Origin of the sequence: Microbispora sp. H10836, from assembly GCF_012999525.1 — a bacterium.
Classification (GTDB): domain Bacteria; phylum Actinomycetota; class Actinomycetes; order Streptosporangiales; family Streptosporangiaceae; genus Microbispora.
The window spans coordinates 23,369-37,770 of sequence record NZ_JABBWU010000003.1 but is presented as its reverse complement, the minus strand read 5'-3'; the positions used below and the strand labels follow the sequence as shown (position 1 = coordinate 37,770).

General features: G+C 72.7%; 14 protein-coding genes. 4 read left to right on the top strand and 10 right to left on the bottom strand.

From position 1 onward, the window contains the following. Positions 1-83 precede the first annotated feature (83 nt). The 10 genes from HHX30_RS07555 to HHX30_RS07510 form a co-directional block, all read right to left on the bottom strand. Positions 84-1,967, bottom strand: a complete 1,884-nt coding sequence (locus HHX30_RS07555) for a hypothetical protein (protein ID WP_169980851.1) — start codon at positions 1,965-1,967, stop codon at positions 84-86. A gap of 191 nt (positions 1,968-2,158) precedes the next feature. Further along, a complete protein-coding gene (locus HHX30_RS07550; RefSeq protein ID WP_169980849.1) occupies positions 2,159-2,416 on the bottom strand; it encodes a hypothetical protein in 258 nt (85 codons plus the stop codon). Between the two features lie 72 nt (positions 2,417-2,488). After that, a complete protein-coding gene (locus HHX30_RS07545) occupies positions 2,489-2,878 on the bottom strand; it encodes an Rv3654c family TadE-like protein (protein ID WP_169980847.1) in 390 nt (129 codons plus the stop codon). Between the two features lie 142 nt (positions 2,879-3,020). Beyond that, entirely contained in the window at positions 3,021-3,434 is a 414-nt protein-coding gene (locus HHX30_RS07540) for a TadE family type IV pilus minor pilin (RefSeq protein ID WP_311922202.1), read from the bottom strand. 80 nt (positions 3,435-3,514) lie between these two features. Then, on the bottom strand, positions 3,515-4,069 hold the full coding sequence (locus tag HHX30_RS41410; RefSeq protein WP_249349803.1) for a DUF4244 domain-containing protein: 555 nt from the start codon (positions 4,067-4,069) through the stop codon (positions 3,515-3,517). Positions 4,070-4,303: 234 nt separating this feature from the next. Next, a complete protein-coding gene (locus HHX30_RS07530; RefSeq protein WP_169980843.1) occupies positions 4,304-5,062 on the bottom strand; it encodes a type II secretion system F family protein in 759 nt (252 codons plus the stop codon). Positions 5,063-5,086: 24 nt separating this feature from the next. Then, entirely contained in the window at positions 5,087-5,836 is a 750-nt protein-coding gene (locus HHX30_RS07525; RefSeq protein ID WP_249349826.1) for a type II secretion system F family protein, read from the bottom strand. After that, positions 5,833-7,011 carry a TadA family conjugal transfer-associated ATPase gene (locus HHX30_RS07520; protein ID WP_169980841.1) on the bottom strand — a complete coding sequence of 393 codons (1,179 nt, stop codon included), beginning with the start codon at positions 7,009-7,011 and terminating at the stop codon, positions 5,833-5,835. The genes HHX30_RS07525 and HHX30_RS07520 overlap by 4 nt, the downstream gene beginning before the upstream one ends. Continuing rightward, positions 7,008-8,093 (bottom strand): septum site-determining protein Ssd, encoded by a 1,086-nt coding sequence (gene ssd / locus HHX30_RS07515; RefSeq protein ID WP_169980839.1) that lies wholly within the window; start codon positions 8,091-8,093, stop codon positions 7,008-7,010. Before ssd ends, HHX30_RS07520 begins: the two co-directional genes overlap by 4 nt. Positions 8,094-9,017: 924 nt before the next feature. After that, positions 9,018-9,794, bottom strand: coding sequence for a Fic family protein (locus tag HHX30_RS07510; RefSeq protein WP_169980837.1), 777 nt, complete (start codon positions 9,792-9,794; stop codon positions 9,018-9,020). Between the two features lie 260 nt (positions 9,795-10,054). Here HHX30_RS07510 and acs point away from each other — a divergent pair, with 260 nt between their 5' ends. From acs to HHX30_RS07490, 4 genes are all read left to right on the top strand, one after another. Continuing rightward, on the top strand, positions 10,055-12,031 hold the full coding sequence (gene acs, locus HHX30_RS07505) for an acetate--CoA ligase (protein ID WP_169980835.1): 1,977 nt from the start codon (positions 10,055-10,057) through the stop codon (positions 12,029-12,031). A 254-nt stretch (positions 12,032-12,285) separates the two neighbouring features. Beyond that, positions 12,286-12,783: a phage holin family protein gene (locus tag HHX30_RS07500; RefSeq protein ID WP_169980833.1), complete on the top strand. Its 498-nt coding sequence runs from the start codon at positions 12,286-12,288 to the stop codon at positions 12,781-12,783. Next, positions 12,773-13,693, top strand: a complete 921-nt coding sequence (locus tag HHX30_RS07495) for an alpha/beta fold hydrolase (RefSeq protein WP_169980831.1) — start codon at positions 12,773-12,775, stop codon at positions 13,691-13,693. The genes HHX30_RS07500 and HHX30_RS07495 overlap by 11 nt, the downstream gene beginning before the upstream one ends. 225 nt (positions 13,694-13,918) lie before the next feature. Continuing rightward, complete coding sequence (locus HHX30_RS07490; protein WP_169980829.1) at positions 13,919-14,401, top strand: DUF309 domain-containing protein; 483 nt, start codon at positions 13,919-13,921, stop codon at positions 14,399-14,401. Position 14,402 lies beyond the last annotated feature (1 nt).

The window sequence follows — 14,402 nt, the reverse complement described above, 5'->3', positions numbered from 1 at the left end:
GGGGGTGCGCGTCAGGTCAGGCCCCGGCGGCGGCTCCCGCTTCCGCCGTGGCCGGAGAGGCGGGAACAGGGACTGGGCGACCGTCAGGGATCGCAATGGCGGCCCGAGTAGAGGCTGTCGTCGTCCTCCGTCCAGACGTCCGGCTCGGGCTGGCGGAGAGGCCGTTCCGGCATCTGGCCGCTGACCGCCGCGCCCGCGGGCACCGCCGGCGCCGGGACCATCGGCATCTGGCCGGGCCGCCCGGCCGAGGACAGCGGCACGTGGGCGGAGGCCGCCTGACCGGCACCGCCCAGCGAGGCCGTCAACGGAGGAAGCGATGCCAGCCGGCCCAGCGCGGACCGCACGGGCGGTTCGCCTTCGGCGAGGACGGCCGATGCCGGAAGGTCCCCGGACAGCGGTCCGGGGAAGACCACACCCGCTGCGGCGGAGTGGGCGCCGTCGGCCGAGGGGCCGGAGGTCTGGTCCTCGGCTGTGGGAGTGGCCGAAGTCGCCTCGGCCGCGGCTGGTTCACCGGCGATGACCTCGGTAGTAGCCGGCAGCGGCTCCTGCTGGTCCGGCCGGGCGAGAGGGTGGGCCGACTCCTGATCGGACAGCGTGGCCTCCTGGCCCGCGTCCGTGCCCGTGTTCACGGTCGCGCTCGCGGTCGTGCTCGCGATCGTCGAGGCGACGTCGCCCGCTCCGGCCCCGGTGTCGATCTCCGTCTCCGGGGAATTCTCCCGGGCCTTGGGTCTGGCCAGGATGACGGAGGGGCGTCGTACGGGCGTGGTCCCCCGGGCCTTCGCCGCGGCGGTGCCGCCGAGCGCGGCCGCGCCGCCGACGACCGTGGCGGCCTCCGGCGAGGCGCCCGTCTCTCCGGTCATCGGATGTGCCCCCGAATCTCCGGGCCGCCCGTTGCCAGCGGTGTCCCCGGTCAGGCCCTTGCGCCGCAGCCAGGCGCCTAGGTTCGCACCCGTGAGCAGCAGGACGACGGCCAGCGCGACGTACACGCCGAAATTGAGCCCGCCGAGCGGCAGGAAGGATGACTGGGCCGTCATCTTCGGATCGTCGGTCTTCTCCGGGACGACCACCGGCTCGGTCTGGTCGCTGCCGCCGTTCGCCTCCGGCAGCGTGAGCTCGGTGTCCTTCGGCAGTTCCGTGTCCTCGGGCAGCGTGGTGTCCTCGGGCAGTGCCGGTTCCGGCTTCGGCGCCGCCGTGGGCCGGTGCGCCTTCGGGGTCGTGGCGACGGGCGGCCTGGCGGCCGACTGGTCCGGCTTCTTCGACGGCGTCGGCGAGGGGCTCGGGGAGGCCTTCGGGGCGGGAACGGACACCTCAGGCGCCGAGGAGCGCTGAGATCCGACCGTGCCGCCGAGGCCGTCCGATCGGAACGCCCGGACGGAGACGTCCACCTTCCGCCCGCCCAGACCGGCCGGGAGCGCGAGGCTCGCCTGACAGGTCGAACCCGAGCAGGCGGAGTCGGCGGAGACGGAGCCGGACTTGCCGGCCTTGACCGAGGTGATCTCGTAGGACCGCAGATCCGGTTCGGCGCCCTTCGCCCAGCTGATCTGTATCGTCGAGGGGCCTTTGAGCTGTGCTTCGACCCCGGACGGCGCCTCCGGCGGACGGCTGAGCACGAAGGTCGAAGTGGCGTAGGTCTTGTGCGTGACCTCACCGAACAGGCTGACCGTGAACATGCCGTTGGGGGCATCGCCGGGATCGAAGGATCCGCTGATCGTCTGGTTCGCGCCACCGGAGGCGATCTTCTGCCGGGACACGGACGGACCCTCGACGTACAGGGACATGCTGACCTGGTACCAGTCCGTCTTCGCGGACACGGTCACCGGCCGGGACGACTTGAGGACCTCCCCGTCTCCGGGCGACAGGATCTCGGCGTCGGCCGCGTACGCCGGTGCGGCACCGACCACCAGCGCGGATGCCAGAGCCGTCGAAACGATCACCGCCGTTGTGCCCAGCCTGCGAACCCTGGTCACGACGCATCCCTTCGTGGAGAACCGTCCGCTCCCGGCCGCCTGTGCCGATGGGTAGGGCGACTGAGAAGTACGCGGCACTTTATGCCAACCGTCCACTCTTGGACCGTATGTCTAAGAAGTCGTGATTCTATTGCGACACAAGTGGTGTGACATTACGGAAGCTCCAAAATGCCTTTCCTGCTGGTAGCGCCTCACCACCGCTCTACGGGTGTCAGCGGCGGGACAGCGGCTTCGACGACGGCCGCCGTGAGGCAGAAATCCTCGCGGATTCGGGAACCGATGGTGTGCACCGTCTGCGGCACCCAACCCGCCCCACAGGTCGGCACGGCCACCGCGGGCAGCCCCGGCAGGTTCGCGGCCACGCCCATCCGCATGGACGCCGGCCGGTCCGCGAGCCAGGCCGGAACGAGGTCGGCTTCCACGAGCTCGTGCACCAGCCGGGCGCCCACGAGCTCATGCGCCGGCGGGCTGGTGCACCGGCGGCTGTTCGTCGTGCGATCGCCCCCTCATGCCACCGCCCCTCATGCCACCGCACCGGCCGGACCGGCCTTGGCGGAAGCGGCGGCCGTCGCGGGACCGAGGAGGGGGACCGCGAATCGCACCCTCACCATGACCTCGGCGACGCCGTCCGACAGCGAGCACGACCGCAACGACGCACCGTTGACCGCCGCGATCGCCTCCGCCCGATCACACGCCTCGTCCGGCGTCGCCAGTGCCACGCGAGCGGCCCCGAGCGCGCCGAGATCGGCCGCGCTCTGCGCCCGGTGCCGCGCTACACGGGCCACGCCCACCTGCACGACGACCACCGTCACCGCCCAGACGGCGGTCATGAGCGCGATTGTCCAGATGGTCGCCGAGCCGCGCTCCCGTAGGCAGCGCGCACCGTTCTCGAAGGTCCCAAATCTCCTCATTCGCGTGCCCCCATGTCCGCGACGCGTCCGTCATCCACGCGTCCTCGCTGTCCGGAGTGATCCGCCATCCGCGCTCCTACGGCCCAAGGCCGCCCGCACCCACACGCTCCCGCCGGCCCGGGGACCGACCGATGCGCGTCCCTCATTCGTGGTCGGCCGGTTTCGGAGCCACGAGGTCTCCTGTGCGACTCGGAGACCGGGCCGGCTGCGCGGCCGATGAGAGCGGCGCAAGGACGCCGGGTTCGGTGGCGGAGACGGCCGCGACCCGGAGGCGAACCGGCGGGAGCGGCGACCTGAACGGCGGGCTGACGGTGACGACAACCTCCACCCGGGTGGTGTCGGCTCCCGTGCGAATGGACACCGTGGCGCCCTCGGGAGCCAACCGCAGGACCACCGTCCTCACCTCCTCGGCGGCCTCGCCCCGTGCCGCCGCGCGTGCGCCGGCCCGGGCCGCGTCGACGCATCGCAGCTGGGCGCCCGTGATCGTCACCGCCCACAGAGCGGCGGTCAGCACCAGCACGAGGGCGGGAAGGGCGACGGCGGTCTCCGCGGTCACTGACCCTCGGTCTCGCGGGCGCCACAGGTCGATCACGCGACGTCGCGGCACCCGGGCACATCGGCGCACCATCGGTGGCCTCAGGCGGCCAGTTTCAGGGCCTTCTGAATGAGCGCGGCGAGCATCGACCTGACCTCGGCGCTCGTGACCACCTTCCAGAGCAGCGCGGCGAACCCGCAGGCGGCGATCGTGCCGACGGCGTACTCCGCGGTGGACATGCCCGCCTCGGCCCTCGTCCCCGCCCGCACCGTCCACTGGATGCTCAGCTCCTGGGCACGGCACGAGATGCGGGCGGCGGAACGCCGCAGCGCGGCACACGATCGCCGCGGACCGTGGCAGACCATCTGCACGACGGACGCCACCCGCACGGCACCGCGGATCAACCGCATCGACGACCTCCGGCCCTGCGAGCCGCCTGACCCTGCCCACCGGCAGGAGCGGGCGAACACGGACACGCGTCCGGAGCGGCTGGACAGCGCCCTCCGCACGGCACGCGCGAGCGCCGCCCATCGCGCCGGACGCGCCCTGTGCCGGCCCCCGGCGCCTCCGGCGCGCCGCTGGAGGACGGTGCCCGTCGAGGTGCCCGCCTGGGTGCCCGTCTGCTTCCTCCGGCCGGTCGCGGCGTGCTTGCTCATCGGTCCTCCTGACCCGCTCGGGGCGGCCCGTCCGCCCGCGCTGGGGCCAGGTTGCGGGATCGCGGACGGCAGGAATCGAGCCGAGCGCGGTTCTGTGGACGAGAGTCCTGCCGACGAGGTTGTCCACAGCCACCTCGCTCCCGCCTGTGGATCATCGACCTGCGATATGGGAGCTTGCAGGTCATTCATCCTGCCTGCTGTCCACAGGTGTGGATGACACTGTCCACAGGTTGTTCACGGCAGGAGGATCTGGCCCGCCAGTCCTGCGACCATGGGAATGATCCCAAGGAAGACGAAGGCAGGCAGGAAGCAGAGCCCAAGCGGCGCGACGGCGTGCACGCCCACCCTTCGCGCCGCGGCCGAGGCAGTCGCCCGAGCCGTACGCCGGGCGTCATCGGCGAGTCGCGTGAGGACGTCGGCCACGGGCGCACCGCTCTGAGCGGCCCGGACCATCGTTCTGGCCAGGGCGGCGAGCGCGGGCTCGTCGGCCAGGGCGGCCCAGGCCTCCTCCGGAGGAGCACCCAAACGCATCTGAGCACCGGCCCACGAGAGGCGGTCGCCGACAGGGCCCGCGATGGCGACCGCGGTTGTTTCGACGGCCCCGCTCATCGGCTGCCCGGCCCGCAGACAGGCGACGATCAGGTCGACGGCGAACGGAAGGTCGGCCCCGATACGTTCGCGGCGACGCCTGACTTCGGCGGGCTCCCGCCTGCGCACGGCGACGAAGACGCCGACGGCCGTCGCCGTCCCCGCAAGCGCTCCCACCGGCCCTCCCACAAGGAGGAGGACCGCGAGTCCCACGGGTGCCGCGATGGCCGCTCCCCGACGCGACGCGCTCGCGCCCACCGGCGTGTGGCCCGGCGGTCCCTGCGACGGCGCTTGCGGGGACGGCACCGACGACGCGATGGCGTTCAGGCGCGCGGCCGGCGAACGGGCGGCCGGCCATGTCAGCACCGCCAGCGTGGTCAGGACCCCGGCCAGCACGGTGATCATGTCTCGCACCCCTTCCCGGCATGCTCATCGGGTGGCGGATCCCGGCAGCTCCTCCGCCCGGGCGACGAGCCTGTGTGTCCAGCAGACGCCGGCGGCGTCGAGGGCGAGCCCGACGACCAGGCAGGCGAACCCCGCCGGGCCGCCGAGCAGGAACGCCAGCGGATTCATCCCGAGTCCGGCGGCCATCAGCAGGCCGAGCACGGGCAGGCCCGCGAGCATCCGGGCGGTCGCCCGAGGTCCGGAAAGCTGTGCGGCCACCTCCTCCCGGTGGGCCTGCGCCTCCCGCAGGGACACGCACACCCGCTCCACCAGCGCGGTCAGGCCGCCGCCCACGGCTACGCTCACGCGCCAGCACGCGGCCAGCCGGACCAGGCCCTCACCACCACGGGCGGGTGCGGCGTTCGACAGGGCCGCGGCGACGTCGCCGCCGTCCCGGGCGGCGGCGACCACCGGGGCGAGCGCGGCGGGGTCCGGCAGGCTGACCGAGGAGATCGCCCGCACGAGGGCGTCGCCGGGAGGCCTGCCCGCCGACAGCTCGGCGGCCAGGATCTGGCACAGCTCGATGGACGCCACACGCCAGGCCGCCGCTGTCGCCCCGGGCCGTGGACGGCGGGTGAGCGCCGCCAAGAACCTGCGCAGATCCCTTGCCCGCCTCGTTCCGGTGAGCGATGCGAGCCGTGTCGTCCCGGAATCCGGCCCGGCCCACACCCAGGCGGCGAGGGCGGCGGCGAGCACCGCGACCAGCCCCATGACAGGCCCGCCCGGCGGCGTCATGAGGGCCACGACCCCGCGCACCGTTCCCGCAGCACGTCGAAGGACGGGCCCCGCCTCGCCCGGCCGTGCGGGTCGAAGGTCAGGGCCGGAAGCGCCGTCACCAGACCGGACGGGCCGCGTTCGAGCACGCAGATCTCCGCCACACGACGACGTCCACCGCCGGCCTCCCGCACGAGGTGGATGACGAGGTCGAGCGCGGCGGCGATCTGGCTGTGCACCGCCTCCCGCGACAGGCCCGCGGCGCAGGCCAGGGCCTCCAGCCGCGCGGGCACATCGGCGGCGTTGTTGGCGTGCAGCGTCCCGCAGCCCCCCTCGTGGCCCGTGTTGAGCGCGGCCAGGAGGTCGACGACCTCCGCTCCCCGCACTTCGCCCACCACCAGGCGGTCGGGCCGCATCCGAAGGGCCTGCCGTACGAGATCACGCAGCCCGACCCCGCCCGCGCCCTCCAGGTTCGGCGGCCGGGCCTCGAGCCGTACGACGTGAGGGTGCGGGGGGTGCAGCTCGGCGGAGTCCTCGACCAGCAGCAGGCGCTCCGCCGGGCCCGCGAGGGAGAGCATGGCGCTCAACATGGTCGTCTTGCCGGTGCCCGTTCCTCCGGTGACCAGGAACGCCAGCCGTGCCGCCATGATCGCGCGGAGCACGGCGGCTCCGTCCCCCGCGGCGAGCTCCTCCACCGTGAACGCCCGGCGCGAGGGCAGCCGCAGGGACAGGCAGGTCCCCTCCGCGGCGATGGGCGGGAGCACCGCATGCAGGCGCACGCCGCCGGCGAGCCGGGCGTCCACATAGGGGCAGGCGTCGTCGAGGCGACGTCCGGCCGACGCGGCCAGACGCTGGGCGAGCCTGCGGACCTCGTCGTCACCCGGGAATGTCACGTTCGTCCTGCGCAGACCGTCCCCGTCGTCCACCCACACCTCGCGCGGCCCGTTGACCAGGACGTCCGTGACGCCCGGCTCGGCCAGCAGGGTCTCGAGGGGGCCCGCGCCGATGAGATGGGCGCGCAGCGTGCGTGCGACGGCCAGGATCTCGGCGTCGCCGAGCACGGCACGCTCCGCGCGCAGGGCCGCCGCCACCTGGGCCGCGGTGGGAGCGGTGCCGGTCTGCGACAGCCGTACCCGGACCGCCTCGACCAGGTCCGCGCCGACGCCGGAAACGGTCACCGGGCCTACGTGGGTCATGAGCCGTCCGCCCTCATGGATGGCCGGCCCGTCAGGCCGGTCGAGAAGCCGCCCAGCAGGGCCTCGAGCAGTTCCCCGCAGAAGCGGCCCAGCGGGGAGCGGCGCAGCGGCGGCGGATCTCCCCGGTCCAGCGTCTCCACGAGGCCGCGCACCTCCGGGAGCACGCCCGCGCACGGGACCGACAAAGAGGCCGCGACGACCTCCGGATCGAGCGTTCCCGCGCGCATCACCAGGCGCAGGTCGCCGGTCCCCGGCCGGAGCAGCGTCACCGTCTGGGCCGCCGCGAGCGCTCCTCGCAGGTCTGCGGGAACGACGACGATCGTCGCGGCGGCCCTGGCGAGGGCCTCCGCCTCGCCTTCGCCGACATGCCTCGGCAGGTCGACCACGACCAGGTCGCAGCCGCGCCGTGCGGCGTCGAGCACGACGCGCATCGCCTCCCGGGGTATCCGCACCGGCTCGCCGCGATGCGCCGACAGCACGGTCAGTTCGCCAAAGGTGGGCAGCGCCTCCTGCAGGGCGGCGAAGCTCACCCTGCCCTCCCTTCCGACGACGTCGGGCCAGCGGGCACCCAGGGCCTCCTCCTGGCCGAGCAGCACGTCGATGCCTCCGCCGAGCGGATCGGCGTCGACGAGGAGCGTTCGCAGCCCGGCGCGGGACGCCGTCAGCGCCAGGGACGCCGCGAGGACGCTGGCACCGGCGCCTCCTTTCCCCGCGGCGACGCACAGGACCGTGCCCGCCCTGGTGGCGGGTTCGGCCGCGTCGCCGAACTCCTCCACGAGAAGCCGCTCGGCCTCGGGCAACTCCAGTACGGTGTGCGCCCCGACGGCGACGCACCTGCGCCACATGTCGGGGTCGTCGGCCGTCCGCGTCACGACGACCACGTTCCGCCGGGCCGGCGGACCCGTGGCGGCGAGCTCGTCCGCCAGGTCGCTGCCGACCACGACCAGCGGCGCCCGTGTCCAGTACGGCCGGGCGTGGGCGGCCGCGTGGGCCACGTCGAGTTCGACGCCCGCGGCGGCGGCGATGCGGAGCAGATCGTCGAGGAGTTCCTGGTCGTCGGTTATGGCCAGTGGGCGTGGCATCGGTGTCTCCCTGTCGTCCGGGACGACTCGGCGTTCGGGAGGACCACAATGCGAGCGACCGCCACCGGCCCGGGGCGGCGAACCACGTTCTGTGGACGGAACCCCGCCTGTGGACAAGACCGAGCGGCTCGCTCTGATCGTCGAAGCCCGCCGTGAAGATCAGGGAAAAGGGGCGACCCCCGCCGGGGGGGATAGCGGGGGTCGCCGTAGCGGTCCGGCTCTGGGGGGGTAGAGCCGGTCCCGTATTACAAGAAAGCTTTAAACAAGAGACCAGGGCATGGCAAGGGTCAGATACCCCCGGGGACGCTCGCCGTTCCGAATCAGAGACACACCGTATGCTGCCTGATCACGAGAGGGACGTCGAGAACCCCGCCCAATCTGAGTAAAACTTTTTCCAAAAGTCAGTCTGACATGTCGACAGGCGCGGTCGCAACGGGTGAAGACGACTGCCACGGGGAGTCACCCACCGCATCCTTCATGCCGACATACAGCATCACTGGGGACAGAAGTACAGGAATGACGCAGGTGACCCGTTAAAGCTCTTGGAACCGGGGGTTTCCATCCCGGGGGAACGGACGTAAAAAGGGATTACGGACCTGCGGGTCCGCGTACGGCATCGGGTACCCACGCGCGACCAGCCGCGGGAGGCGTGTCGAGACGGGCTTGACCCGCTCCGACAAATTCAGGTGCACGCTTGGTAACCCGGTGACACGTACTGGCGGCGGCGTCCCACACCAGGGACGCCGTCTGCTTTGTCCGCCGCACACCCGCGCAGCCGCACGCGCGCACCCACAGAGCCTGCGCGTCACCGCCGCCGCCCACGCTGTCCGTCCACAGGCAGCGCCTCCGACGCCGCCCACGGTTGTCCCAGCAGCGCGCACAGCTGTCCACGCCCTGCGGCAGCCGGCGGCCGGCGTGGGTGCGTCAGCGGGACATGGCCTCGCAGATCGCCGTCGTCTCGCGCACGCCCAGGACGACCGCCGAGGCGCAGTGCCGCACCCACGTCCCGACGCCCTCGCCCGTGCCCTTGAGGTACGCCCTGAGGCTCTCGGCGTACGCGTCGCCGAGGTCGGCGTGGCCCACCTCGACGGCGGCCAGCGACTTGGGGTCCAGACCGAGGTCCACCAGCGTGAGCCGCTCGGCGGCACGGGCGACCAGGCCGTCCGCCACACCGAAGGGACGCAGCACCGCCAGCTCCGCGTGCACGATCGCGGCGAGCACGAGGGCGGGCGCCGCGGCGGAGGCCGTGACCAGCCCGGCGAGGGCCGACATACGCGCCGCGGTCTCCTCCGGTCCGGGCGCCGGGCCGAGTCCGAGCGGATCGGCGGTCGTGGGCGCGGTGCGCGGCCTGCCGGGCTCGGCGGTCAGGCCCGCCGCCGCGAGCGCGTGCAGCCGGGCGAGCACCTGGCGTGGCGCCGACCGCCACGTCGGGGCCAGCCGGCCGAGTTCGGCCGAGGCGCGCAGCGCGCCCTGCACGACGGGGTCGGTCACCTCGCCCATGCGCAGCGGCTCGAGCGGCACGTCCACGCCCTCGATCGCGGCGGAGGCACGCGCGCCACGCAGGGCCGACTCGGCCGACACCTCGGGACTGCGCCGGCGCAGCACCCGGTGACGATAGAGCCGGTCGACGGCCTCGCGGGCCTCCTGTACGGCCTCGGGCACGCCGGGCAGCCCGGCGATCACGGCCAGGGGATCGCTCACAGCCCCCGACCATACCCGCCGGTAGAACGTCGTTCGCCGAGGAGGTGCGGCCGTTCACCGCACAACGGCGACTCCGGTCTCGGCGGGCTCATCGCCTACGGCTAAGTTTGCAGGCCAAAGGCCGGTAACCGGACAAAACGCCCCCACCCCGATTACTTGTACTTGACACCGCTCGCCTGGTGAAGTGGGACACGCATACCCCTGCTTGGCCGAGGCGGCCGAACGAGAGACAACCTTTTTAGACGCTGAAGGAGCACGGAGTGGCCACCGAGACCCCCGGTCAGGAAACCCAGGAGACGCTGTCGAACCTGCTGAGCGAGACGCGTCGGTTCGAGCCCCCGGCGGACCTGGCGTCGGCCGCGAACATCACGGCGGACGCCTACGAGGAGGCCGCCCGGGACCAGCTCGCCTTCTGGGAGCGCGCCGCGGAGCGGCTCACGTGGGCGGAGCGCTGGGACACCACGCTGGAGTGGGAGCCGCCCTTCGCCAAGTGGTTCATCGGCGGCAAGCTCAACGTCGCCTACAACTGCGTCGACCGCCACGTGGAGGCCGGCCGGGGCGACAAGGTCGCCTACTACTGGGAGGGCGAGCCCGAGGGCGACAGCCGTACGATCACCTACGCCGACCTGCAGAAGGAGGTCGCGAAGGCGGCCCACGCGCTGCAGGAGCTGGGGGTGCGCAAGGGCGACCGGGTCGCGGTCTACATGCCGATGATCCCCGAGCTGCCCATCACCCTGCTGGCCTGCGCCCGGATCGGGGCGATCCACTCGGTGGTCTTCGGCGGTTTCTCCGCCTCCGCCCTGAAGAGCCGCATCCTCGACGCGGACGCCAAGGTCGTCGTCACGGCCGACGGCGGCTTCCGCCGCGGCGCGCCGAGCGCGCTCAAGCCGACGGTCGACGAGGCGGTCGCCGAGTGCCCCGGCGTCGAGCATGTCCTCGTGGTGCGCAGGACCGGCCAGGACATCGCGTGGAGCGACCGGGACGTCTGGTGGCACGACCTCGTGGACCGCCAGCCGGCCGAGCACGAGCCGGTGCCGCACGACGCCGAGGACCCGCTGTACATCCTCTACACCAGCGGCACGACCGGGAAGCCCAAGGGCATCCTGCACACCACCGGCGGCTACCTCACCCAGGTCGCCTGGACCCACCACGCGGTCTTCGACCTCAAGCCCGAGACCGACATCTACTGGTGCACCGCCGACATCGGCTGGGTCACCGGGCACTCCTACATCGTGTACGGCCCGCTCGCCAACGGCGCGACCAGTGTGATCTACGAGGGCACCCCGGACACGCCGCACCGCGGCCGCTTCTGGGAGATCGTGCAGAAGTACAAGGTCACGATCCTCTACACCGCCCCCACCGCGATCCGTACGTTCATGAAGTGGGGCGACGACATCCCGGCGAAGTACGACATGTCGTCCCTGCGGGTGCTCGGGTCGGTCGGCGAGCCCATCAACCCCGAGGCGTACGTCTGGTACCGCGAGCACATCGGCGCCAACCGCTGCCCCGTCGTGGACACGTGGTGGCAGACGGAGACGGGCGGCATCATGATCAGCCCGCTTCCCGGCGTCACGGCCGCCAAGCCCGGCGCCGCCATGCAGCCGCTGCCCGGCATCTCGGCCGACGTGGTCGACGACCAGGGCAACTCGGTGCCGAACGGCGGCGGCGGGTTCCTCGTGGTCCGCGAGCCTTGGCCGGCCATGCTCCGGACGATCTGGGGCGACGACAAGCGCTACGTCGACACCTACTGGTCGCGGTTCGAGGGGATGTACTTCCCCGGCGACGGCGCCAAGCGCGACGAGGACGGCGACCTGTGGCTGCTCGGCCGGGTGGACGACGTCATGCTCGTCTCCGGGCACAACATCTCCACCACCGAGGTCGAGAGCGCGCTGGTCAGCCACCCGAAGGTGGCCGAGGCGGCCGTCGTGGGCGCCACCGACCCGCTCACCGGCCAGGCCATCGTGGCCTTCGTGATCCTGCGCGGCAGCGCGGAGGAGAGCGACGACATCGCCGCCGAACTGCGCGCCCACGTGGCCAAGACGCTCGGCCCGATCGCCAAGCCGCGGCAGATCCTGGTCGTGCCCGAGCTGCCGAAGACCCGCTCGGGCAAGATCATGCGCCGGCTGCTGCGCGACGTGGCGGAGAACCGCTCCCTCGGCGACGTCACCACGCTGACCGACAGCTCGGTCATGAACCTGATCGCGGACAAGCTGCCCAGCGCCAAGAGCGACGACTGATCGCGAGCCGCCCGATCTCCTGAGGAAGGCGTGGACGTACGGCGTCCGCGCCTTCCTCGTCTCCGCGCCCGCCGCGGGTTCGGGCGCGACGGGGAGCGGGCAGATCGCCTGGGGCGTCATATTCCGGCCGTCTGTGGGCAGGTCCCCGCCTGTGCGGCCTCCGGACTGCGGTCATCCACAGGCGAGGGGCTTCGCGTGCACATGCGCGGACGGGCACGAGATGATGTTTGATAGTCGCAGATAGGAGATCGCTCATGCCCGAGGACGAATCGCTCGGTGCGCTGGTCGCCCAGGCGAGCCATCACATCTCGACCCTCGTACGGTCGGAGATCGAGCTGGCGAAGGCCGAGCTCAAGTTCGACGCGAAGCGGGTCGGCATGGCCGCCGGGCTTTTCGGCGCCGCGGCCTTCATCGGGCACCTGTGCCTGATCCTGGCCTCCTTCGCGATCGCGTACGCCCTCGTGGCCGTGGGGCTGGCCACATGGCTCGCGTTCACGATCGTCACCGTGTTCTACCTCCTGACGGCCGGGTTGCTGGTCTTCATCGGCTACCGGCGGCTCAAGGGGCTGACCGGCATGAAGCGCACCAGGCGGAGCCTGCGCGGCCTCGGGGGCCCGGAGGAGGCCGAGGTGCTGCCGGAGACGATTCCGGGCCCCACGGCGCGGCCCGCGGCCCCGGCGCCGCCGCCGTACACCGGCCCGACCGCCGGGCAGGTGGGCGCCCACCGGGAGTCCGTGAGCGATGCCGGTTGACGAGACGCTGATCGAGGTCGACGGCCCCTGGACGCACCGGACGGTGCACGCGGGCGGTGTGCGGTTCCACGTGGCCGAGGTCGGGGACGGGCCGCTGGTCCTGCTGCTGCACGGATTCCCCCAGTTCTGGTGGACCTGGCGGCACCAGCTTCCGGCGCTGGCCGCGGCCGGCTACCGGGCCGTCGCCGTCGACCTGCGCGGATACGGCGCCAGCGACAAGCCTCCGCGCGGATACGACCTGCCCACGCTGGCCGTGGACGCGGCGGGCCTGGTGCGCGCGCTCGGCGAGACGAGCGCCGTCGTGGTCGGCCACGACTGGGGTGGTCTGCTGGGCTGGACGATGGGCGTCCTCGACCCGAAGGTGGTGCGACGACTGGTCGTGGTGTCGGCGCCGCACCCGCTGCGCCTGCGCGCCGCGCTGTTCACCGACCCGCTGGGGCAGCTCAAGGCCGGCCGCTACGCCCTGGGATTCCAGCTGCCCTTCCTGCCGGAGCGGAAGCTGACCCGCAAGGGCGGCGCGGCGGTGGGCCGGCTCGTCGAGAAGTGGGCCGGGCCTCGGTGGCCGGGCGACGGCGTGACACACGTGTACCGGGAGGCGATGCGGATCCCGACGGTCGCCCACTGTGCGCTGGAGTACTACCGCTGGTTCGCCCGATCCCAGATCCGCCCGGACGGCTTCCGCTATGCCCGGCAGATGCGCGCCGAGATCGAGGCGCCGACGCTGCAACTGCACGGCGCGCTCGACCCGTGCGTCCTGCCCCGGACCGCCCAGGGCTCCAGCAGGTTCGTGGCCGCGCCGTACCGATGGCGGCTGATCGAGGGCGCCGGGCATTTCCCGCACGAGGAGCGCCCCGAGCAGTTCAACGCCGAGATCATCTCCTGGCTCTCCGACCCCGAACCCGACCGCTGAGGCGCCGTCCGGCGCCCGCCCTCCGGTAGCCGGCCTCCCCGCTGACACGACCGGCCGCCACGACCGGCCGGCGCGACCGTGCTCCGCGATCGACGCCCGTGATCTTGAAGAAGATAGTAGAAATGTGCCCTGAAGTGGCCCAACTTCCTGGTTGATCTATGGTCCTCCAGGAGATCGCCGGCGCTTCGGCCGCCCTGAACCGCCCACGCGCACTGCGGAGAGATCATGCGTGACCGTGACGAAGCGGGCCGCCCCCGCAATGCACGTCCTCGCGACGAGTACGGCAGGCCGCTCCCCAGAGGCACCGAGGGAGTGCCCCGGGTGCCGGACGACTACGCCCCCACCGCCGGGGAGGCGCTGGAGGAGGCCAGGAAGCTGCTCGCGGCGGGCCGGCCGTTCCACGCCCACGAGGTGCTGGAGGCCCGTTGGAAGACCGGCCCGGCCGAGGAACGCGAGCTGTGGCAGGGGCTCGCGCAGATATGCGTCGGCCTCACGCACATCCAGCGCGGCAACCTCGCCGGCGCCGCCGCCCTGCTGACCCGTGGATCCGCCCGGCTCGGCGCGTACGGCTCGACCCGGCCATACGGACTCGACCTGCGGGCCCTGGCCGTGGAGGCCGACGCGATCACGGCCGCCATCGACGAAGGGAACGCCGACGCCGTCTCCGCCGTCTCCGCCATCCTCGCCCGCCTGACCCCCGGCGAGTAGC

Coding starts and splice junctions, on each gene's coding strand:
- HHX30_RS07545 (WP_169980847.1), bottom strand. CDS start 2,878: ATGAGGAGATTTGGGACCTTCGAGAACGGTGCGCGCTGCCTACGGGAG.
- HHX30_RS41410 (WP_249349803.1), bottom strand. CDS start 4,069: ATGAGCAAGCACGCCGCGACCGGCCGGAGGAAGCAGACGGGCACCCAG.
- HHX30_RS07530 (WP_169980843.1), bottom strand. CDS start 5,062: ATGATCACCGTGCTGGCCGGGGTCCTGACCACGCTGGCGGTGCTGACA.
- HHX30_RS07525 (WP_249349826.1), bottom strand. CDS start 5,836: ATGACGCCGCCGGGCGGGCCTGTCATGGGGCTGGTCGCGGTGCTCGCC.
- HHX30_RS07520 (WP_169980841.1), bottom strand. CDS start 7,011: ATGACCCACGTAGGCCCGGTGACCGTTTCCGGCGTCGGCGCGGACCTG.
- ssd (WP_169980839.1), bottom strand. CDS start 8,093: ATGCCACGCCCACTGGCCATAACCGACGACCAGGAACTCCTCGACGAT.
- HHX30_RS07500 (WP_169980833.1), top strand. CDS start 12,286: ATGCCCGAGGACGAATCGCTCGGTGCGCTGGTCGCCCAGGCGAGCCAT.
- HHX30_RS07495 (WP_169980831.1), top strand. CDS start 12,773: ATGCCGGTTGACGAGACGCTGATCGAGGTCGACGGCCCCTGGACGCAC.
- HHX30_RS07490 (WP_169980829.1), top strand. CDS start 13,919: ATGCGTGACCGTGACGAAGCGGGCCGCCCCCGCAATGCACGTCCTCGC.